This is a genomic window from Methylobacterium sp. Leaf104 (genome assembly GCF_001422885.1).
Lineage (GTDB): Bacteria > Pseudomonadota > Alphaproteobacteria > Rhizobiales > Beijerinckiaceae > Methylobacterium.
On the sequence record NZ_LMMZ01000040.1, the window covers coordinates 45,133 to 66,241 of the forward strand.

Annotated in this window: 21 protein-coding genes; 6 read left to right on the forward strand and 15 right to left on the reverse strand. The window is 68.8% G+C overall.

Annotation, left to right across the window (positions count from 1 at the left end; translation table 11 throughout):
• Positions 1–4 precede the first annotated feature (4 nt).
• The 3 genes from csgH to ASF49_RS20800 all read right to left on the reverse strand — a co-directional run bounded on the left by csgH (position 5) and on the right by ASF49_RS20800 (position 1,407).
• Entirely contained in the window at positions 5–406 is a 402-nt protein-coding gene (gene csgH / locus ASF49_RS20790) for a curli-like amyloid fiber formation chaperone CsgH (protein ID WP_056477610.1), read from the reverse strand.
• Positions 407–414: 8 nt separating this feature from the next.
• Positions 415–984, reverse strand: a complete 570-nt coding sequence (locus ASF49_RS20795; protein WP_156653131.1) for a LuxR family transcriptional regulator — start codon at positions 982–984, stop codon at positions 415–417.
• Positions 985–1,191: 207 nt separating this feature from the next.
• On the reverse strand, positions 1,192–1,407 hold the full coding sequence (locus ASF49_RS20800) for a hypothetical protein (protein ID WP_156653132.1): 216 nt from the start codon (positions 1,405–1,407) through the stop codon (positions 1,192–1,194).
• Between the two features lie 355 nt (positions 1,408–1,762).
• Between ASF49_RS20800 and ASF49_RS20805 the strand changes: the two genes are divergently transcribed.
• Entirely contained in the window at positions 1,763–3,007 is a 1,245-nt protein-coding gene (locus ASF49_RS20805; protein ID WP_156653133.1) for a hypothetical protein, read from the forward strand.
• Positions 3,008–3,011: 4 nt separating this feature from the next.
• On the opposite strand, the gene ASF49_RS24790 is transcribed toward ASF49_RS20805, so the two are convergent.
• Entirely contained in the window at positions 3,012–3,146 is a 135-nt protein-coding gene (locus ASF49_RS24790) for a hypothetical protein (protein WP_272481519.1), read from the reverse strand.
• Between the two features lie 45 nt (positions 3,147–3,191).
• Here ASF49_RS24790 and ASF49_RS20810 point away from each other — a divergent pair, with 45 nt between their 5' ends.
• Positions 3,192–3,773, forward strand: a complete 582-nt coding sequence (locus ASF49_RS20810) for a hypothetical protein (protein ID WP_056477618.1) — start codon at positions 3,192–3,194, stop codon at positions 3,771–3,773.
• Between the two features lie 140 nt (positions 3,774–3,913).
• The gene (locus ASF49_RS20815; protein ID WP_056477620.1) at positions 3,914–4,807 is read left to right on the forward strand and encodes a lytic transglycosylase domain-containing protein; all 894 of its coding nucleotides are present in this window, start codon (positions 3,914–3,916) and stop codon (positions 4,805–4,807) included.
• 2 nt (positions 4,808–4,809) lie between these two features.
• Here ASF49_RS20815 and ASF49_RS20820 read toward each other — a convergent pair whose 3' ends face one another.
• From ASF49_RS20820 to ASF49_RS20840, 5 genes are all read right to left on the reverse strand, one after another.
• Entirely contained in the window at positions 4,810–5,157 is a 348-nt protein-coding gene (locus ASF49_RS20820; protein ID WP_156653134.1) for a hypothetical protein, read from the reverse strand.
• An 834-nt stretch (positions 5,158–5,991) separates the two neighbouring features.
• Entirely contained in the window at positions 5,992–6,390 is a 399-nt protein-coding gene (locus ASF49_RS20825) for an MAPEG family protein (RefSeq protein WP_056477624.1), read from the reverse strand.
• A 134-nt stretch (positions 6,391–6,524) separates the two neighbouring features.
• Positions 6,525–7,646 carry a catalase family protein gene (locus ASF49_RS20830; RefSeq protein ID WP_243214836.1) on the reverse strand — a complete coding sequence of 374 codons (1,122 nt, stop codon included), beginning with the start codon at positions 7,644–7,646 and terminating at the stop codon, positions 6,525–6,527.
• Positions 7,647–8,126: 480 nt separating this feature from the next.
• Entirely contained in the window at positions 8,127–10,373 is a 2,247-nt protein-coding gene (locus ASF49_RS20835) for a polysaccharide biosynthesis tyrosine autokinase (RefSeq protein ID WP_056477628.1), read from the reverse strand.
• A 779-nt stretch (positions 10,374–11,152) separates the two neighbouring features.
• Positions 11,153–11,629, reverse strand: a complete 477-nt coding sequence (locus ASF49_RS20840; protein ID WP_156653135.1) for a hypothetical protein — start codon at positions 11,627–11,629, stop codon at positions 11,153–11,155.
• 696 nt (positions 11,630–12,325) lie between these two features.
• On the opposite strand from ASF49_RS20840, the gene ASF49_RS20845 reads away from it, so the two are divergent.
• Both ASF49_RS20845 and ASF49_RS20850 read left to right on the forward strand, forming a co-directional pair.
• The gene (locus ASF49_RS20845; protein WP_056477632.1) at positions 12,326–12,955 is read left to right on the forward strand and encodes a recombinase family protein; all 630 of its coding nucleotides are present in this window, start codon (positions 12,326–12,328) and stop codon (positions 12,953–12,955) included.
• 111 nt (positions 12,956–13,066) lie between these two features.
• Complete coding sequence (locus tag ASF49_RS20850; RefSeq protein ID WP_156653136.1) at positions 13,067–13,360, forward strand: hypothetical protein; 294 nt, start codon at positions 13,067–13,069, stop codon at positions 13,358–13,360.
• A gap of 15 nt (positions 13,361–13,375) precedes the next feature.
• Here ASF49_RS20850 and ASF49_RS20855 read toward each other — a convergent pair whose 3' ends face one another.
• Together ASF49_RS20855 and ASF49_RS20860 are read right to left on the reverse strand one after the other, a co-directional pair.
• Positions 13,376–15,511 (reverse strand): carbohydrate porin, encoded by a 2,136-nt coding sequence (locus ASF49_RS20855; RefSeq protein WP_056477636.1) that lies wholly within the window; start codon positions 15,509–15,511, stop codon positions 13,376–13,378.
• Positions 15,512–15,889: 378 nt separating this feature from the next.
• Entirely contained in the window at positions 15,890–16,108 is a 219-nt protein-coding gene (locus ASF49_RS20860) for a hypothetical protein (protein WP_056477637.1), read from the reverse strand.
• Positions 16,109–16,551: 443 nt separating this feature from the next.
• Here ASF49_RS20860 and ASF49_RS20865 point away from each other — a divergent pair, with 443 nt between their 5' ends.
• Positions 16,552–18,243, forward strand: a complete 1,692-nt coding sequence (locus ASF49_RS20865) for a methyl-accepting chemotaxis protein (RefSeq protein WP_243214834.1) — start codon at positions 16,552–16,554, stop codon at positions 18,241–18,243.
• On the opposite strand, the gene ASF49_RS20870 is transcribed toward ASF49_RS20865, so the two are convergent.
• The 4 genes from ASF49_RS20870 to gntA form a co-directional block, all read right to left on the reverse strand.
• The gene (locus ASF49_RS20870; protein WP_243214832.1) at positions 18,209–18,844 is read right to left on the reverse strand and encodes a DNA-3-methyladenine glycosylase; all 636 of its coding nucleotides are present in this window, start codon (positions 18,842–18,844) and stop codon (positions 18,209–18,211) included. The two genes, ASF49_RS20865 and ASF49_RS20870, sit on opposite strands and share 35 nt — an antisense overlap.
• Complete coding sequence (rnhA, locus tag ASF49_RS20875; RefSeq protein WP_056477937.1) at positions 18,841–19,593, reverse strand: ribonuclease HI; 753 nt, start codon at positions 19,591–19,593, stop codon at positions 18,841–18,843. The genes ASF49_RS20870 and rnhA overlap by 4 nt, the downstream gene beginning before the upstream one ends.
• 106 nt (positions 19,594–19,699) lie before the next feature.
• Complete coding sequence (locus ASF49_RS20880; protein ID WP_056477641.1) at positions 19,700–20,323, reverse strand: DUF1989 domain-containing protein; 624 nt, start codon at positions 20,321–20,323, stop codon at positions 19,700–19,702.
• Positions 20,313–21,011 (reverse strand): guanitoxin biosynthesis heme-dependent pre-guanitoxin N-hydroxylase GntA, encoded by a 699-nt coding sequence (gntA, locus tag ASF49_RS20885; RefSeq protein ID WP_056477643.1) that lies wholly within the window; start codon positions 21,009–21,011, stop codon positions 20,313–20,315. The genes ASF49_RS20880 and gntA overlap by 11 nt, the downstream gene beginning before the upstream one ends.
• Between the last annotated feature and the right edge of the window lie 98 nt (positions 21,012–21,109).

Here is a 21,109-nt window from a genome sequence, read left to right on the forward strand (position 1 = left end):
CACCTCATAAGGGCGTCGTCGTCGCGGAACTGGCCTCGCAGCTGATCCGCTGGCCGTCGACATCAAGCGTCAGGGTCGCCTCGAACCCCGCATCGGGCTCCAGGCTGAGGCGGACTTCACCGAGCCCGGCTTGGCCGCCGGCCGCGACCTGGAACCGCCCGCCCTGCGACACGCGGGACGAGCCACCGGGCCCGGTCTTGACCACCAGCAGGGTGTAGGTGCCCGCCGCATCCCGGCGCGCCAGCGCGATGCCGCGCAGCGTCGTGAGCGGGCCCGAGGTCTCCCGCTGGATCCGGCACCGAAGGGCGCCCTCCGCGGGGGATCCGGCTGCCGGTTCCATGCCGTGGGCTCCGATCGCGAGAAGGGGAACGAGGGCGCCGACGAGCGCGCCGATCAGCGGGCGCATCGTCCGTCTCATGGGAAGATCGCGACCCGGGTCAGCAGCGCGACGAGCTCGGCCTGCCGGCGGGTCTGGGTCTTGGTGAACACTGCCGAAAGCTGGGTCCGAAGCGTCGCGTTGCTGAGACCCATCTTGGTCGAGACCTCCGACAGGGTTCGGCCGCTGACGATCTCGATCGCCAGGCGCGCCTCGGCCGGCGTCAGGTCGAACAGCTTCTGAAGGACGTTGAGCGTCGGGCGCGGAGAGTGCCGCAGATCCACCAGGATGATGACCGTGCGCGACCCGGCCGATCCGGTCTGCGCGAGGGGGATGGTGTGCAGCACCAGGGGCGCGCCGGTCGACCGGGAGACCGTAACCCAGGTCTCGGTCTCGATCTGCAAGGCCTGGCCGGCCTGTTTCAGGAGGCTGCGCAGCGCGCGCCGGCTTCCCTCCGGAGATGGAATGCCCAGCGCTCCAAGTTCCTGCTGGCCGAGAATGTAGGCGGCCGTCGTATTCAGGTCCATCGGATCCCCCTCGGAATCGACGACCACAGCGCCGCAGCTCATCCTGTCGAGCAACTGCAGCAGGGGCTGGCCTGAACTCACGATGACTCCGCAACGCTTTCAAGATGCTCAGCATCTGTAGCGAATTTCGATTAATTTTTACAACCGAGCCGTCTCCGAAATCTCTTCGGCATACCCGGTTGAAATTACGGAGCTCGTATTGCCCAGGTTTGATCGAAGGCGCCGGCAGCGTGATATGGCGCTGCAACACGCCAGTACGACACCGATACCAGTGTGGATTCCGCGACGTCATGGGCTGATCAGCCAACTCGGCGGCATGCAACTGCGAACCCAGTTCTCCGCCTCGCCAAGGGACGCGAAGATGAGCCCTTCCGCCTCGAACGGCCCGAGCCCGAGTTGCAGGAACCAGCCGCTCTCCGCCTCGACGAGGAGCGCGACCAGACGGCCGTGAACCCAGATCAGATAGGCGCTCTCGTGCTCGAGGGTGGACGCCGCCCTGATCACTTGAGATGTCACGTACGGCATGACGGCGAAAAGCCAATCGAAAGAACAGGTCGGAGTGCCTGCTGGAAGCTCGATAACTAGCGCTGAAGTCGCTCGATGCGCATCATCTGTTTGGATGATTAACTTTGATCTATGAGCGATGTGTCTGTCGCCGCATCGTTCTAAACAAATTCTGAATCGTCATCCAATTGGATGATGTGGCTTGGCCGGACACTGTGTAGCTAACAAATCGTTAAGGATCGAATGCCCGGCGGGGCGGACGAGTATATCCTTTGACATAAACTGCGGCGCAAGTCCGCTCATCGACACTTGGGAGGAGGCGAAAGCCTCTACTCCGCACAGGAGTTTAGCCATCATGCATAAGCATCTTCTCGCTCTTTCCATGGGCGTTGCTGCAATCGGCCTGACGACGTCTGCTTTCGCAGGTGATCGCAATACCGTTGACTTGACCCAGAACGGAACGGGCAACCGGACGACGACCTCCCAGCAGGATGGTTCCGCGGGCACTCGATACATCCGCGTCAACCAGGACGGTGTCAGCAACACCGTCGATGCCACCCAGGCCGGCGGCTCCGTGAACGGGCAGATCTTCGTCGACCAGAAGGGCGTCGACGGCAACACCGCGACGAAGAATTCGGCGACGGCGACGCAGGGCAGCGGCTCCACGAGCAGCTTCATCCAGATCACGCAGGGCGGTTTTGCCGACGGCGGCAACAACAGCGGTACGGCCACCGTGTTCCAGGGGCAGGGTAACGACAACCAGGCCCGCGTGAACCAGACGGCGACGCTCGCGACCACGACGGTGAATCAGGTCGGCAACGGGAACCGGGCGACGACCGATCAGACTCAGGGGAGCGGTTCAGCGCAGTACTCCTCCATCATCGTCAATCAGCAGTCCGACAACAACCAGACTTACGCGCTTCAGACGACAGGGCGCACCACCGCAGACATCTTCCAGGGCGGCGGCGGTTCGCATGTGGTCGAGTCGTATCAGACCCAGGGAACGGCAAACCTGACCGTCCAGCAGACCGGTGTCTCGAACAGGGCCTACAATCTCCAGTCGACGGGCGGAGGCAACGGTCGCGACGCGACCATCGTGCAGCGCGGCGAGCGTGGCTACGTGCAGAACGTGCAAGGTGGTTCGGTCAACACCTTCTTCGGCATCCAGGATGCAGGCAGCGTGCAGAGCCAGATCTACAATACGCAGAGTGGCAACGGAGTTTTCGCCGACACGTTTCAGGGCAGTGGCACCAATAACCTGATCGTCAACACTCAGAACGGAACCGGTGGAAACGCGAGGCTGTACCAGTACGGTGGTGACGGCAACACGATCTACAACACCCAATCGGGCACGAACGACATCTCTCTGATCACTCAGTTCGGGAACACCAACTACGTGCAGCTCGTGCAGGGTGGGTTGGGCGCCGCCGGTAACAACGCCGAGATCGTCCAGTCCGGCAACAACAACACTGTCAACGGCATGCAGATGCAGAATGGCCCCGGCGGGCAGAACGTGATGACGATGTCGCAGAACGGCTCATTCAACACGACGTCGTTCAGCCAGACGGGCAGCGGCAACGTCGCCACGGTCCGCCAGTAAGCGCTCACGGGCGCGACGCGGCGATCGGCCTCCCCTGGATGTCGGTCGCCGCGTCGAGCATCTCGACCGCGGCTGCGACGGCAGACTTCGCAGTCTCCCTCCAAAGCGACGTTCGGATCAGCGTGATGACACCCATCATCGGAGCTTCGACGTCGCACAGCGCATCGTCCTGTCAGAGCGGCTCATGATCCGGTTCCTCACCACGGCGGCTCTCGCCATCCTCGCCGTCCCGGTCCTCTCCGCGATGACGGCGCAGGCGCAGGCGCCGGCGCCCGCAGCGGCCTGCAACGCGGATTGTGTCCGCTCGAACGCCGACCGGGCGCTGCAACCCTGTGCGTCCCAGATCGAAGCGCAGGCTCCCAACGACTTCGACTGGATCTCGCGACCCTACGGAGGCATCTTCCAGGAAGCCGATCCGCCTGAGGTTCCGACGTCCTCCGTGGTGCGCTACCGGGGCGATTCCATCCGTTTCCTGAGCCCGCAAAGGGAGTGGGCGCGGATCATCTACGAATGCAGTTGGGACGCGGCCGCCGGCAAGGTGATCGCCGTGAAGGTCCGGATCGGCCTCCTCGGCAAGCCGAACGCCGTGGCGACGGCCCCGATGTCCGGCGCTCGGCCGCCCGAGGCGGCGAGGCCGGCGCCCGCCATGGTCGCGGCTCCCCCCGTCCCCGCAGCGGCCGCCCCTTCGGCGGGCCGCCTCAAGGTCGGCGAGCCGACGATGACGGAAGTGCGCCAGGTGACGCCGAAGCCCGGGTCCGTTCGCTGATCCCATAAGGGATCGATCATCATCGGCGGTTTAGACTAGCGCGGACGTCTCTCCGACGGCGCCGTGCGGCCGGTGGCAAACGTTCTTGAGATCGAGGGCCAGCCCGGGAAACGCGGCGGTCCCCCGGGGGAGGGCTTCTCATGCGGACGATCGGTGTCGGACTCGTCGCTGTCCTGTCCATCGTCGCGGTCGAGGCCGGCGCCGCGCCGCAAGCACCCGGCGGCGAGGCCGAACTCCTGGCCCAGTTGCGGGCCGGCTCCGGGGGAACCGCGTCCCAACTTCTGCTGCCGACCTCGGGTCCGACCCTAACCCCGCAGGGGTCGGCCACACCCCGCTTCCTGCAGGCGAGCGCGGCCGGACCCGTCGCCTTCGCGCCGCTGGTGGAGGCCGCCGCCCATCGCCACGGCATCGCGATCGACTTCTTCAAGCGTCTCATCCGCCAGGAGAGCGGCTACAACCCCAACGCCGTCAGCCGCGCCGGCGCGCAGGGCATCGCCCAGTTCATGCCGGGTACGGCGGCGATGATGGGCCTGGACGATCCGTTCGACCCGGCCAAGGCCCTGCCGAAATCCGCCGAACTCCTGGCCGCGCTGCACCGGCGCCTCGGCAACGAAGGGCTTGCGGCCGCGGCCTACAATGCCGGGGAGGGCCGCGTGCGCGCCTGGCTGTCGGGCCAGGGCGGCCTGCCGCTGGAGACGCGTAACTACGTGCGGGCGATCACGGGCCGGGAGGCCGAGGACTGGGCGCCGGCGAACCTCTCGGCGATCCTGATGCCGGGACCCCTGCCGGCGGCCCGCGGCTCCGCCTTCACCGGAGCCTCGGCCCGCATCTCCCCGGAATGGGCCTTCGCCCTCACGATCCTGCCTTCCGGGGCCGCGAATTCGGCCTTCGCCAAGCCCGCCGCGTCCCGGCCTTCGCAGACGGTCCAGGCGGCCGGCCGGCCGGGACGGAGGGTCGGACGCCCGATCTCGGGCGAGGCGGCGCTGTGCGAGGGCATGCGCAGCACCGGCTGCATCGTCGCGGCCGTCTATTGAGCCTATCGCTGGTCCACGCGCAGGACGTTGCCCTGGCCGGCCTGCACCGCCGACATCCGGTTTGCGTATCCGCCCTGGATCGTGACGATCGTCTGCCCGGACCCGGATTGCTGCAGCGCGAGGGCGTTCTGGCTCCCCAGCATCACCGCCTCGATGGTGTTGTTCCCGCCGCTCTGGATCGCTGCGACGCTGTGGTTCCACCCCGTCTGGTGGATCGCGAGACGGTTCGCCGAGCCGGTCTGCTGCACGTCGAGGGCATGAGCCTCGCCGCTCGGGGCCAGGAGGTGCGGCTCCGGCCCCGTGCCCGGCGAAGGGGACGGTGCCGCCGAAGCCAGTCGGGTCGATCGCATCGCGCTCGGCGAAACCTGGCCGATCCAGATCTCGTTCGCCCATGCCGGAAGTAGGCCGGTGAGAAGGAACGCCGTGGCGCAGGTCATCCAAAGGGCTGGACGAGAAAATCTGCGCATTGTCTGGGATCCGGGCAGCCTCTAAGATCCTGAGATCAATAAGGCAGCTGTCTTTCCGGTGGGTTAAGCTACGATTGGAAATCGAACCCGTGCCGCAATCGACGTGTGACCTGACGTGAAGACACTGGCGCTCCGATTTTTCTGGGCTGCGACGGCGGTCCTCGGGCTCTCCGGCGCACCGGCTCGCGCCCAGACGGCCGGGAATGTCAACGACTGCACGTTGATCCAGGACCCGACGGAACTGCGCAATTGCATCCTGCGCTTCGAGGGACAGCGGACGCCGCCACCGGTGACGCTGGAGAGTGGGACGGACGCGAACGGGCGCCCGATCCCGGCGGGTGACGGCACATCCGAGCCGCCCGCGGCCGCCGTGCCGCCGCCCTCGAAAGCTGGTCCGCGGCTGCCCAGATCGAGCACGGTCCACGGGACCATGGGCCGGCCCCGCGGCAACCGGAATCCGCATAAGCTTCGGCCGCAACCGCGTCCGAGGGGACAGGATGTCTGGGTCGAACAGCTCAGCCTTCCGCATCGGAAGGGAAAATGATCGTTAACCCGCCGGGACGGTCCAAACGCCTCCCGGGCGCCCGGGCCGTGTCGATCCTCCGGTGCGGGACTGTCGGATGGGAGCGCGTCTGCACCTGGCGGTCGGGGACCGATGCTCGCGCCGCACGCCGTCGCGGCCTCGCTCACCCGAAAGCATGAGGTGCGCCGTCGGCCTCAGCCGACGCGCAGGAGAAGGGCGACGGCGGCGACCGCGATGACGGCGAAGGTCGCCAGGATTCCGCCTCCGCGACACACGAACTGGCTCGGCGCGTTCTTCGGCGCGAACATCCCGAAGGGGTGCAGCACGCGCGCGATGACGAGCCCGATCAGGAGGCTGCGCACCAGGGTCGGGCCGCCACCTCCGGCCTCCAGCAGGCCGATGAGGAGGAGGGCCAGCGGCACATACTCCCCGAAATTTCCCTGCGCGCGGATCCGCTTCTCCAACCCTGCATTGCCGCCGTCCCCGTGCAGGACATCCGCGGAGACGCGGCCGGCCATGACCCAGGCGGAGAGCCCGACATAGAGGAGCGCGAGCACCGCCCCGTAGAAGGCCGTCGAGGCGGGATAGATCACGTAATCACTCCGATGGATGGTAATGCGGGGAGCAGGGTCCGGCGTGGGCAGGATCACGAACCGTGAATCCCTGGGGCGACCCGATCCTGTGCTTCAGGCAGCGATGGGACGGAGACCCGGCACCGGCCGGGTTCTCAGCGCCGGGCGCCGGGTTCGTGGATGGGACACCCATTGAAACGCTGCCGGAACTCGGCCGAGTGCGCGTAGGGACTCTTGCGCGCCCGATTGATGTTGCCGAGGGGCTGGTGGGCGGCCAGCCCCGTCCAGACGCTGAAGCGCATCTCTTCGTCGACCGCCTGGACGCGGGCGGCGTCCCAGCTGTCCTGCGGCCGGACCGTGATGAGGCCGACGCGCTGGAACGGCGCATCGGCCTCGCTCCACTCCACCGTCGGATCTTCGACGGGCTGGCGGTCGAGGTCGCGGCAGAGCTGGACGCGGAACTCCCAGGTGCCCTCGAGGTCGCGCATCTCCGACCGCACCGTTTCTCGGATCGCATCGGGACGGCCGGACGCGTCGATCTCGGACCCGGTCAGCGCAGTGAGTGTGGGGGCGACGGGGGCGACGGAGAACTTGGCGATGTGCTCGCCGTACCGGAACGGCGTGACGCTGTAATAGGTCTCGCCCAGCGGGTCGACGTTCGGCGCGCCGCCGAGGGAAGCCAGCGTTGTGCTCTCGACACCCACGGCGTGCAGCGCCCTGTTGACCCCGCGCAGCACCGTCGAGGCCGCGACCTTCAGGCCCTCGACCCGATCGGTGGTGGCGGCCAACAGCTTCAGGCTCCCGAGGAACGTCTCGGCGCTCGGCGCCTGGAACACGTTGCCGTTGACCATGATGAAGTCCTGGGTCGTGCCCTCGGCGCCCGGCAGGCGCTCGCCCTCCGCGTCGAGCACCTTGAGGGCGAGGCCGCGCGGCAGGGAGACGGCGTCCGGCAGGATATCGCCCGCATTCGTCGACAGGCGCAGATAGACCGTGTGCTTGCCGGGCTTGGCGAAGAGGCCCTGCGCCAGCTCGGGTGGCAGGTTCGCGTCGATCCTTAGGACGCCCTCCAGGATGCCGTGCGCCTTGGCGTGCACCGCGCGGACCGCGTGCCCGGAATCATCGGCCACGGTCCGCAGGATCTTGTCGAAGGTCTCGTTCAGCCGCGCGATGGTCTCCCCTTCATCGGGCTTCACCTGTTCGACTTCGGTCGTGTAGCGGACGGGCGCTTGCAGGATCATGGGCTCGGGCGGGATCACGGGCTGGGTACGGTCACGCATCCCGGTCGGGACACGCCCGAGGTGAACCGGCCTGGCGGTCCACCGTTCCGGTCACCCCCCGTTCAAGGCTCCGTGAGCGCGCCGGTTCGGAGTTCCGACACGACGGAATCGTCGGGACCTCGAATGGGCGGGCGTGCTCCGCCAGGGCTGCCCTGCGCGGTGTCACCGCTTCCTCAGGCCGTCTCGCCCGCCGCGCCCGTCCTCGGGTCTGATCCGGACGGATCTCGTTCGAGACGCGGAGGGGAGGGGACGTCGATGCCGATCCGCGGCCCAGTTCCGGGGTCTCAGGTCACGGGGGTGGTCCGCCGGCCCTGTCCGGTTCGCCCGAACGGGCCGCTGCTCTCAGACGAAGGCCCGCGGACCGCAGCGCAGGTTTTCGTATGCCGGACCCGGACCGCCGCGGCGCAAGTGCCGTCGAGGCCCTGGGGCCGCGCCGAAGCCCCGGAGCGCCGACATCGCCGCTCCGGGGGCGGGGAGGGTTCAGGCGGCTTCTTCGTGATAATAGTCGCTGTAGTAGCGTCCCTTGTAGAATTCGAGACGCTTCAGGGCGGCGATGTCGGCATTGTTGAGGACGACGCCGAGGGTCCGCTCGTGGATCGCGCCGGCGTTCGAGAGTGCCTCGACGACGGCATGCTGGGAGGTCTTGCCCCATTCCACGACGTACACGAACGCATCAATGAGGTGAGCGGCGGCCTTGGCATCCGCCACCGACATGATGGGAGCGAAGTCGACGAAGACGTACTCGTAGGTCCCGCGCGCATCCGACAGGAGCTGGGCCATCGCCATCGACGAGAGCAGCTCGGCCGTGTTGGGAATCCGCTGCGGCACGACCGCGGGAAGGAAGTCCAGGCCGGTCTCGGTGTCGCGGCAGACCCCGTCCGCGAGGCCCACTGCGCGGCGGAGAACCTCGACGACACCGACCTCGGCGTGGGGGGTGAGATTGCGGGTGAGGGTCGGGTTGCGCAGGTCGCCATCGATCAGCAGGACCCGGTGACCGGTCTGGGCCACCAGTTCCGCCAGATTGGCGGCCACGGTGGTCTTGCCCTCCTTCGGCAGGGACGAGATCAGTCCGATGACCCGCACCTCGCGTCCCAGGCGCGCGATGTCGATCGAGACCTTCACGTTGCGCAGAACCTCCGTGTAGCGCGAGAAGGGCGTATCGACGACGTGCCGGAAGCGACTGCCCTTCCCGAGGGCGACCTTCGAGGTGACGTTGATCGCCGAGGGCAGGCTCGCGCCGGAATCCGGGACCGACGGAAGGATGCCGATGCATTCCAGGCCGGTCTGCTGCTTGATCTCGGCCGGGGTGCGGAAGAAGCTGTTCAGGAGTTCGAGGCCGATCGCGGCGACGACGCCCATCATGAAGCCCGCGATCGTGCCCGCCGGAACGATCAGCATCGTCTTCGGACCGGATTTCCCAGACGGCTCCGTCGCCGGCGTGATCACGCGCGCATCGGTGATCGGGAAGGTCTGCTGCTGCGTCGCCTCCTCGAATTTCTGCAGGAAGCTGTCGTACAGATTGCGGTAGGTCTGGGACGAGCTCTCGAGTTCCCGCAGCTTGACCTGCGCCTGGCTGCTGGTGCCGGCCTGGTCGACGAGCTTGGAGAGGCTGGTCTCGAGGGAGACCTCGCGCGCCCGGGCGATGTTGTAGTCGCTCTCATAGGTCTGCGCGATTCTGCGGACCTCGTCGACGATCGAGCGCTTGAGCTCCTCCATCTGGTTGCGGAGATTCACCGTGGCGCTGTGCTGGGGGCCGTACTTGGCCGACCAATCCGCCTCCTTGCGCGCGGCGTCGAGGTACTGCGCGCGGGCGCGGTTGATCACGTCGTTGCGCAGGGCGTCGGCGACCGTCGCATCCGGCAGGTTTCCGTTGCTGATCTCGCGGACGCGGTCGAGGCGGGCCTTGGCTTCCGCCGTGACCGCCCGCGCCTGGATGAGCTGGCTGTTCACGTCCGCCAGCGACTGCTCGCTCATCAGGCCGCGGCTCGTGTCGACGATGTTGTTCTCGGACTTGAACGCCTGCACGGCGAGGTCGCTCTGCGTCGCCTGCGCCTTCAGTTCGGTGATGCGCTCCTGCAGCCACCGGCTGGCACGGCGGGTGGCCTGGAACTTCGCGTCCAGCTCGCCGACCATGTAGGCGTCCGCGATCGCGTTCGCGAGACGGGCCGACTTCTCGGGATTCGTGGTCTGCACATCGACCTGGATGACGTATGTCAGGCCGACGCGCTTCGCGGTGACGCGTCGTACGAACGCCTGGATCGCGTCCCGCTCGATGTCCTCCTGCGAGCGCACGGCCGGTTCCGAGTCGTCCCAGGAGAACAGCGAGAGCAGCGAGCCGATCAGGGACGGCGAGCCCGAGCCGACGAATTCCGGGTCCTTGAGGAGCTGCTGGTCGCGAATCACGGACCGCGCCACGCCCTCGGATTTCAGGATCTCGACTTGGCTCTCGACGGCGCCGGCATCGACCGGGCCACCGAAATTGACCTCCTGCTTCGAGAGGACATTGTTCTTCCGGGTGTCGATCAGCAACTTCACCGAGGCGGTGTAGCGCGGCGCAGACGTGGCGACGTAACCCACGGCCAGGAACATGCCGACGAGCGTACAGGCCAGGATCACGGGCCACTGCCGGCGCAGGATCATGACCATATCTTTGAGGTCGAGCTTCTTTGCCGGCCGTTCCTGTGGCTCTTCGGGCATGGGACGCGTCTGGTCCAGCAGCTTCAGCATCCCGATATTCTCCCACCGGTCATTTGGTGCGTTCGAAGACAATGTAACAAGGTGCCCTGTCCGAGATCGACCAGGCAGGCTCAGTGTCTGAAGCCCACTTGGAGCCTATCGCCGGGTTAGGCCGGCAATGCGTGTTTAGAAAGGCATGTCCGCCTGACCATCCCGTCGTGCCGGACCTTGAGGACGGAGGCCCGACGTCGTGCCGCCATTCCCCCGCCGGTTCGCCCTGACCCGGGTGCCGCGGATTTCGATGGGCCGACGCATCGACGCTGGAGCCGACCGCTTCGGGGCCGTCGGCGTTCCAAACGCCGGGTCGCCCTCGGCGATCACCCTGCCGCGATTCGTGCCGTCACCGGTGGGTCCGTGAGGAACGCGGATTCGGCGGACCCCGCCGTAGATCCCGGGCAAATTCGGTGCCGTCCCGCCCTTTTCACGAGGACGGGCCGTCGCGGTGCAGTAAATCGGCGCGCCGCCGGCGAATCGAACATACGGACGATCGAACCCGATGCGTGCGGAGTGAGCGCAAAGACGAGGCTGCGAAACGCATCCGATCGCTGCGCTGACCGGCAATCTTGAGGGGAGCCGGTCCGACCAACCAGTCTTTGGACACACCCTCAAAACTGCAACCTCCTACCTGCGCGCTGCAACACGGCAAACCCGGTCGCGGCTGGCTGCGTAGAAGGACTTTAGACCAAGCAACCCCTCTTACAAGGTGCTGATCCTTAAAAATTTGTGCGCCGCAACGACCGGGATGCGGATGGGAAGTTTTTTTGCCAGGTCTAGGGTCGGAACGCGCTCACCGAACCGGATCGGCTGGAGAGGGGATCCCCATTGCTCGACGAGCCGCGCGTGCCGGCAGCCGCGATGAAGTTTCCGCTCAGGAGGTATACGGATCCGGTGGGAAGCACGCCGCTGCTCCTCTCCAATGGCGCGCGCGGATAGACGCCCCCGCCGGGGACGCTGTCGGCCACTTCGCCCGGCGGCACGGACGGCGGATTCGCCGGGACGGCTTCCGTCACGATGTCGCCCGCGACGCCTTCGAAGCCGCGCTGGACATCCTGGTTGCCGGCGACCACCACGGCGCGCTGCATCCGAAGCGCGATCGTCGGGTTGCTCCGCATGCAGATCACCGCCGCCGCACCCAGCCCGGTGCCGAGTGCCCGCATCTGGTCGGCGGTTCCCTTGCCGTTCAGCGTCAGAAGGCGGTCGACCAAGTCGGGGCTCCGGAGGGTCGCGTTGCGGACCTCGATCGCCATCGTCCCGCCGCCCGCGCCGAACTGGGTAAGGAGAGAGGCCGGATCGGCCGCGAGGCGTTCCGCGGACGCCTCGGCCTCGGGCGAGCGCGATGGCATGCATCCGTCCGTCGCGGCCGAAGCGCCGGAGATCGAGAGGCCCGTGGAGACGACTGCTCCGAAGAGGGCCGCGTAACGTCTGGTCATTGACCCAAAGCCCTGAACCGGCAGGCACTTCCTGCCCGGACAGCAACTTTAAGCCATGTCGCCCGGTTCCACAATCAAATGTCCGCGATATTCACAGATCGGAAACCGCCGATTCGGCGGGCCGATTCTGTAGAACCATGATCCGCATCGGCGCTGGACTTCGGCTTCGTCGAGTCGCGGCCGGGCACTCTGGGGTGCAATTCGTAAAGGGCGGACGCGTGAACTTGATCACGCTCGCGGCTGCTGGGCGGTCGAGGAAAACGTCAGTTCGGGACAAGTCACGACGGGACGGATGCCCGGCTGTTCCGTCCGGTGACGGGGTGAGATCGGCCTCGCTCATGGTCCTGAGATTTGCGGTCCGCGAAGCCAAGGGGCTCGTGACGGTACGGATCTTCGGAATACGCGCCGGTACGGACCCGGTGCTCCCGACGGTCGGGGTCTGCTCACGAGGATTGACAGCCGGACGCCCCCGCTTCGTCCTGCGGGCCAAATCTGCGAGGGCGACGACGATCGATGAAGACCATTCTCTACGTCCGGGTGTCCACCGGCGACCAGACCATCGCGCACCAGCAGGCCCAGGCGGTGGCGGCGGGCTTTGCCATCGACGAGGTGGTGGCCGATGACGGCGTGTCGGGACTGAGCATCGGCCTGCGCGAGCGACCGCAGGGGCGCCGGCTGTTCGATCTCCTGCGCCGGGGCGACGTCCTGGTGGTGCGCTGGGTCGACCGCCTCGGCCGCAACTACGCGGACGTCTGCGATACGCTGCGGGAGATGATGCGGCGCGGCGTCGTGGTGCGCACGGTCATCCATCGGCTCACCTTCGACGGCGCCGCCGCGGACCCGATGCAGCAGGCCGTGCGCGACGCGCTCATCGGCTTCATGGCGGCGACCGCTCAGGCCCAGGCGGAAGCCATGCGGGAGGCGCAGAAGGCCGGAATCGCCCAGGCGCGGGCGCGCAGCGATGCCTATCGCGGACGCAAGCCGAGCTTCAGCCGGGCGCAGTACGAGGCCGTGCGTGTCGCCCTCGGCGAAGGCCGGGGCATCTCCGCGATCGCCGCCGCGACAGGCCTCAGCCGGCAGACTATCTACCGCCTCCGCGACAACGCCGCGGAGGCGGAGGCGGCGCTGGCGCGCTGGGCCTGACGCCCGGGCGGGTGGGAGCGTCGAACGCGGCTTGGGTGCTGCTTCGTATGGTCGCCTCCCGTGCGCGGCCGCATGGGCTAGTCTGGCGGGCCTGGCCGATGCGGGATGACCATGGGCGCCGCCACTCTCCTCGGGCTGACCACGCTGGCGTTCCTGGCGCCGCTTCCGCCCGAGCGGTTCCATCCGCCGGAGCCGCCGCCTCGCGGCGTCGGCTGGGCGGTCTGCGCCGTGGTCGCCCTCCTGCTCGTGGTCACGGTGGTGCCCCTCAGCCTCGCGCTCGCCGACAAGTGGGCCATGGACGCGCATGTGGCCGAGTGCCGCGCCGCGGGCGGCCGCTTCGTGCCGGTCGCCTCGGTCAACGGGCGGGCCTATCGCTGCGACCAGCCGGAGCGTCCCCGCTCCTGACGGGGCACCCGAAGTTCAGAAATCCGCGTGGATGCGGGTGCCGAAGAAATCGGCCGGCCCGCGGTCGCGGTTGTAGGCCGGGTTCGCCACGTGCTGGTAATTGACCGACAGGGTCAGGGCCTTGTTCAAGGCGAAGGCGTAGTAGGCCTCGACCGCGCGCTCGGGCGCGTAGTTGAGCTGGCCGTCGCCGATGAGGAGGCCAACGCCGCCATTGGCGAAGAAGGCACGGTGACTGGGCGAGATCGCGTTCATCGAGGTGCCGAGGCCCACCGTGTCGCCGGGCCGACCCCAGGCGGTGCCCTTGAGCGACACGCCACCGGAGACGGAGCGGTCGATGTCGGTGAAGGACAGGCTCTCGGTGCGGCCGTCATTGGCGCTGAACCGGGCGAAGACGCCGAGGTCCGGCGTCACCGCCTGTTCGAGGTTCAGGTAGAAGCCGGTCTTGCGCCGCGCGGCCCGGGTGGCGGCGGCCGCGTCGTTGATGTCGCCGAACACCCCGGCCTGGGTCAGCGACACCACCTCGCGGAAATCGGCGGTGTTGCCGACATTGGTGAAGAAGCCGAGGCGCAGCTTGCCGGGCTGGTCGAGGCCCGGCAGCACGTGGCGCTCCTCGAACTCGATGGTGGTGCCCGCCCGCCGGAACACGCGCGGGTCGAGGACGTCGCTGGAGGGCTCCTTCGGCACCTGGGTGTAGGCGGCGCGGATGGCGAATTCGGCGCGGTTGTACTCGACCATCACGCCCTGGGTGAAGCCGGGCAGGTTGGCCGGGAAATCGTAGGCGCCCGAGGCCCAGATGCCCCAGTTCATGAAGTCGACCCGCGGGTCGTGCGCGTAGACGTTGCCGTCGAAATAGTCGCCGAGCGCGAACTTGCCCGCCACCACGGTGATCCGCTCGATGTCCCGCCGGGTCGCGACCTGGTTCGGGCCGTCCGGCACGTCCTCGGTCTCGCCGCCGAGGCCGAAGGTCTGGCGCACGAAGTAGCGGTTGGAGCGCAGCTTCGGGAACGGCGCGCCCGCCTTCTGCGCCTCGCCGTTGACGAAGCCGGCGACGCCGAGGGTCCGGCTCAGGCCGAAGCCCTGGGAGAATTCCGGGTTGTAGTAGAGTTCCGTGCCCTCGAAGAGCTTGAGCCCCAGGAAGGCGGTGGCGGTGGTGGTCGACTGGACCTGGCGGCCGATCAGGCTCGCCGGGCCGGTATAGGGCGCGCGGAAGCCCGGCACGCCCTGCGCGATGAAGGTGGTCTGGCCGTGGAGCGAGAAGCGGTCGCCGAAGCCGCCGCCGGGATCGTGCGGGGCGGCCTCGTCGGCCTCGGGCGGTAGCACGAAGCCGTTCGGATGCCAGGACAGGCGCGCCATCATCTGGTGCGAGGTGAAGGAATCCTGCCGCGTCGTCACCGGGCCGAGGCCCGGGATCGTGCCGAGGTCGAAGCGGCCGCTGCCGCCGAGGTCGAGGTAGCGGTAGTCGATCCCGAGGGCGAGGCTCTCGGTCACGGCGAACTGCACGCCGGCCCCCAGGGTGAAGCCGAGCGCGGAGAGGTCGCGCCGGGCGGCGGTGACGAGCCCGGTGCCGGGGTCGGGATAGCTCGCCAGGATGCGGGCATTGGCGCCCGCGAGCCCGAAGCTCGCATAGACCAGCGACCGCTCGAAAGCGTAGCCGAAACGCCCGCGCAGGGTGCCGTAGACGTCCGTCTTGGCCCGGATCAGGCCGAGGCCCGGATCGCCGTCGCCGACGAAGCCGGGCGTGGGCAGGAGCACGGGCCGTTTCAGGTTCGCACCCGCGACATCGGCCTCGATCCCGTAGAGCCAGGGGCCGGTCTGCCAGTTGTAGCCGCCGAACAGGCCGCCGACGGCGGTCGTCGCGTTGCGGCCGAGGTCCGACCGCCCGGTGGCGTCGCCCGTCCTGAACGCCCGGACCGGGCGACCGCCGACCGTGGTATCGCGAAAACCGTAGGCCCCGTAGGAATTGCCGGCGCTGCCTTCGATGCCGAGGTACGGGCCGGACCAGTCGACGAAGGCGGGCCCCGCGGGCGCGGGCCGGGACGGGGCGAGATCGGCGGCCTGCGCACCGGACACGGATGTCAGGGTGAGCAGGACGATGCTGGCGCCCAGCCCGCGGCTGTGTCCGCCGCGCCCATCGCGATCCGGTCTCGTCATGTCGCCCCCGAGCCTCCGTTCCGAAGACGCGGTATAGACGATGCTATAACTGTGACAATATGGTTTAATCCGAGCCTGCCCTGGATCGGCGCGACTGTTGCTCAAACAGCGCAAGCGCGGGTCCGCGGGGCGCGCACGGGTCCGTCCGGTGATCCGGGAGGCCATACCGGCGGGAAGCGGACCTTACGGCCGAGCCCGGTTCCTAGCCGGAATCTGCGAAGGCTCGATGACCGTCGCGACGCCCCCCATTTGGGGGATGCCGGGCCTCGGCGCACGGTTTAGCCTGAGCATCTCCAAGGTTTCGGACCGTCTCGGCCCGCGGGGCATCGCTCCAGCGGGCCGCTTTTTTGGTCGCGGCGACGGACGGCCCGGGCGCCGTCAGGCGTCGCCCGTCTCGATCTTCTCGATCAAGGCGGTCAATTCGCCGATCCGCAGGCGGAGACCTTCCCGGGTGCTCTCGTCCATGTCGCGCAGGGCGTAGCCGTCCTCGAACTGGCGCTTCTCCGTCTGCGCATCCTGTCCGAGCGCGGCGAGGTCCCGCATCAGGCGCTCGCGCTCGGCGAAGTACTGGGTCTTCCGGTCATCGGTCGTGGGCATGGTCGTTCCCTGGCGGATGGCGCGCGGCGCGTCCCGATCGCCTGACGGGGCAGGCTCGGCGGGGAAACGCGAACCTTCGGCCCGGAGTTCAGGCGGAGCGATCCGGAACCATAGCGCCGCCCGGCCGTTGCACCGGCGACCCAAGCTCGATGACCTCATACCCGCCCGGCTCCCGCCGCGGCGGGTTTTTTTCGCGTCGTTCCGCGCGATCGGCGTTGCCTTCCGCTCTCGGAGCGCCGGAACTCGTCACGTATTCTTGATCGAACGACTTGGCGGGATCGGAGGCCGATCTTGGCTGGAGAAAAGATCAGCGTGGATTGAGCAAGTAAATATAATTCTGGATTCTCGCTCTGCAGCGCAAATTGTGAGCACCGAGGAATCCTTAGCCAGCCTTTAAGCTTCCGATTCGTAGCATGACCACGAAATCACTTCGGAGATCTCCCGTGGCTCTGCTCGCGCGCTTCAGCATCATCACCAAACTGATCGCTGTGGTCAGTCTGATCGGGATCATCGTCAGCGGCTGCCTCTGGTACGCCACCACCCAGATGACGATGATCGACGGCGCCTACAGCCGCTTCATCTCCCACGACACCAAGGCGATCGCGGACCTGCGCACGGTCAACCGGCTGGTCTTCACGATGAGCTACTTCAACTTCCGCAACATCGCCGAGACCAGCCCCGGCGAGATGCAGCGGACCGACAAGGGGTTCGAGGAGGCCAGCGAGCGCCTGAACAAGGTCCTGGCGGAGCTGCGGGACGCGGCGCCCAGCTTCGGGCCGCGCATCGACGTGCTGAAGCAGAAGGTCAACCGCTTCATCGCCGACAGCTCCGAGGCGCGGACCCTGGCGAGCAGCGGCCTGAAGGCCGAGGCCGTCGCCCTGCTGCACCAGACCGTCGACCCGACCTTCGACGCCATGGTGGCGGAGGGAAGCGCCCTCGGCCGGGACATCCGCACCTTCGTCGACGACGGCGCGCGCGACCTCGCCGCGATGACGGAGCGGACCCGGACCAACACCCTGCTTCTCGGCGGCCTCGGCCTCCTCGCCGGCCTGGCGGCGGCCGGGCTCGTCGCCGTGTTCGGCATCACCCGGCCGATCGGCCAACTCGTCGAGGCCCTGCGCCGGATGGCACGCGGGGACAGCGATGCGGTGATCCTCGGGCGCGACCGGCGCGACGAGGTCGGTGCCGTGGGCCGCGCCGTGGAGGAGATCCGCGCCCTCGTCGCCCGCAAGGCTTCGGAGGAGGCCGAGCGCCGGCAGATCGCGGACACCGCGGCGGCGGCGGAGCGTCAGCGTACCATGCACGAGCTCGCCGACGGCTTCGAGGCGGCGGTCGGCTCGATCATCGCCACCGTCTCGGCCTCGGCCGGCGCGCTGCAGGTCACCGCCGAGGCGATGAGCACCAACGCGGCCCGCACCACCGACCGGTCGGTGACGGTGGCGGCCGCCGCCGAGGAGGCCGCCTCCAACGTCAACACCGTGGCGGCCGCGGCCGAGGAGCTCGGCTCGTCGGTGCAGGAGATCGGCCGGCAGGTCGACGGCTCGGCGAACCTCGCCCTGCGGGCGGTGGAGGAGGCGGCCCAGACCGCCGGGCTCGTTCAGGACCTCAGCTCCGCCGCCGCGCGGATCGGCGACGTCGTCGCGCTCATCACCACCATCGCGGGCCAGACGAACCTGCTGGCGCTCAACGCCACCATCGAGGCGGCCCGGGCCGGCGAGGCGGGGCGTGGCTTCGCGGTCGTCGCCGCCGAGGTCAAGGAACTCGCCAACCAGACCACGCGCGCGACCCACGAGATCGAGGAGCAGATCGGTCGCATCCAGGCCTCGACGGCGCAGGCGGTGGGGGCGATCCGCACCATCAGCGGCCGGATCGGCGAGATCAGCCAGGTGACGACGACGATCGCGGCGGCGGTGGAGGAGCAGGGTTCGGCCACCCAGGAGATCGTCCGCAACGTCGGCCAGGCCGCCGGCGGCACCAGCGAGGTCACCGAGAACATCTCGGGCGTGGCCCGCGCGGCCGAGGAGACCGGCGCCGCCGCCCGTCAGGTGCTGGTGTCGGCCTCGGATCTGACCGCCCAGTCGGAGCATCTCACCCTGCAGGTCACGCGCTTCCTGGAGACGGTCCGGGCGGCGTGAGGGCGTGGCCCGGCGTCGCGTGGCGCGAGGGCGGCCGGCTCACGGCCCGCGAGCCGGCGAGCAGGAAGCGCCAGGGCGTCTCCACCGCGCGGGAGATCCCGATCCGGCGATCGGCGATCCAGGCGGGCGCCGTTACGGGGGCGGTGAGCGCGAAGGGCGGCGCGTCGAGGGCCAGACCGTCCATCGCGAGGGTGACGGCGAGCGCCTGGCACAGGCGTCCGGGCCCGGCGCAGAGCCGGCGCGGATCGGACAGCCCGCGCCGCGCCGCCATCGTCTCGATCCCGTGGCGGGGCTCCAGCGCCCGGATCAGCACTGCGCTGCCCGGCTCGCAGACGAGGTTCAGGCACCAGTGCATGCCGTAGGAGCGGTAGACGTAGGCGTGCCCCGCCGGCCCGAACATGCTGGCATTGCGCCGGGTCGGGCCGTTGACGCTGTGCGAGGCCGGGTCGCCGCGATCGTAGGCCTCGGTCTCGACGATGGTCCCGCCGACCCCGTCCACGCGCAGGTCGCAGCCGATCAGGGCGACGGCCACGTCCGCTGCCGGGCGGGCGAAGAAGCCGGCCGGGAGGGACGTGCCGACGGGGTCGCCGGCCAGGCTCAAGGGGTGGGCGCGCCCTTCGCGCCCTTCGCGTCGCGCAGGTCGGCGCGGGCGCGCTCCAGCCCCTCGGGGCCGAGGTCGAGGGCGAGCCGGACCGCCCGCTCGACATAGGCCTGCGGCGTCAGGCCGGACGCCTTCGCGGCCCGCGACACCTCCAGGCCGAGGCCGAGATCGAGGGGAATCGCGCTCGTGCGCGCCGGAGCCGGCTCGGCCGCGGCGGGCGCGGTCGCCAGGGCCGCCTGGGACACGGCCGGGGCGGCGGCCGCGCGCAGGGCGGCGGTGCCGGTGAGCGGTGCCGGTCCGGTCTCCGGACGCGGCGGAAGGCCGAGGGCCTCGCGCCGCCCCTGCGCCGCCAGGCGGTCGGCGCGCTCGTTGCCGGCCTCGCCCGCATGGCCCCGCACCCAGGTCCAGCGCACGTCGCGCCGCGCCGCCAGGGCATCGAGCTCCTGCATCAGCTCGACGTTCTTCACCGGGCCGGTGGCGGTGCGCCAGCCCTTGGCCTTCCAGCCCCGCATCCACTCGGTCACCGACTTGATGACGTACTGGCTGTCGCAGCGCATCTCGATCTGCGCGCCCTCGGGGAAGTGGCGCAGGGCGTTGATCGCGGCCGTCAGCTCCATGCGGTTGTTGGTGGTGGCCCGGTCGCCGCCGCAGCGCTCGATCCGGCCGCTCTCGGCCTCGATCACCACGCCCCAGCCGCCGGGGCCGGGATTGGGATCGCATCCGCCGTCGGCATAGACGATGGTTCGCATGGGGCTCGCTTCGACCTGTTCACGACGGGCCGCCTCCGGGGAGAGGCGGCGCCGGGGCATCCGGGCGCCGCCCATAGCACGGGCGCGGGGCCCTCGGGCACCCGCCTCAGGCGCGGGCCGGATCGATGCGGTAGCGGATCGGCTTGAAGCTGTTGTTGTTCGATTGCAGGGCCGAGCAGGCGGTCAGCCCGATCACGAGGTCGCATTCCGCCTGGAAGGTGACGTGGTCGCCCGCCCGGCTCAGAGGAGGCTCGACCTTGAGCTCCCCCGTGCCGCCGTCGACGGTGACGTTCATGAACACGTTGAAGGCCACCGGGATCCGGTCCGGCACGACGCCGTAGGGCGCCAGCGCCGCCGCGAGGTTGCCGAAGCAGCCCCGGTGCGGATGGGTGTCGCCGTAGATGATCCGGAAGGTGTCGGCCGAGCACGGGGTGAGCAGGAAATCGTGCCGGCCCACCGTGTCCGCGACGATGCGCAGGAGCACGTTCGAGCGGTTGGAATAGATCGGGTCGCCCGTGGTGAGATAGATCCGGCTGGCATAGTCCAGGGTCCGGCCCGACGAGATCACCTCGTCGAGATCGCCGCGCACGAAGGCGAGGAGGTCGGCCACCTGCTCGCCCTCTGGGTCGATCACGGTGAGGCGTTCGCCCCTGTCGAGGGTGAAGGCGACGCCGGAGCGGGGCGCTATCTCGTGCAGGGTCGATGCGAGGGGGCTGGTCTCAGGCGGCATCCTGGGCCTCCGGCGCACGGCCCCGGAACGGGCAGACCCAGTCGGCCCCGACGGCGCGGCCGCTGTACTGGCGCGCCTCGGAGGCGTCGCCGTGCCGGGCCAGCATCGGGTTGATCGAGCCGGCGAGCGCCTCGTCGCGGGACAGGATCGCGCTGCGCAACTTCTCATAGCGGCCTTCCGCGCGCAGCTGCTCGAACTGGGCGCGCAGGTTGAAGACCAGGACCGGATGCGGGAAGCGCCGGGCGGGGCGGCTCGCGCCGGGATGCATGCCGACGACGAAGAACGCCTCGCCGCCGAAGGATAGCGAGAAGTGCGGATCGTTCGGATCGGCCTCGACGCGCGCGTCGTAGCGCTGGCCCAGGAACGCGTCCTTGTCCGACAGGGACTGCACGCGGTTCCAGAGGTGGCGCTCGAAGGCCTCCTCGCCGAGATCCGTCGGATCTTCGAAGATGACGGCGAAGCTCTGGAACAGGTCGGGCTTGGCGCGGTAGCGGCAGATGAAGGCGAGGAGCGCCGGATAGAGCCGGGGATCGTCCCAGCTCGACGCGATGCTGCGCGCCACGACGATCTTCATCTGGCCCTTGGAGAGGGCGGATTTCGCGCCGACGCAGGGGAAGGGCTGGCTTCGGATGAAGTCCTGGAACTGCACGGCCAGGGGATGGCCGCTGTCGTCGGTGGGGAGATGCATGGCGACTCGACGCTGACAGCACCCGGAACGCAGGGTGCCCGAGGTGAACCGGACCCGGATGGCCGGGTTCCGTTCGCGCGACGGCATGGCACCCCTGC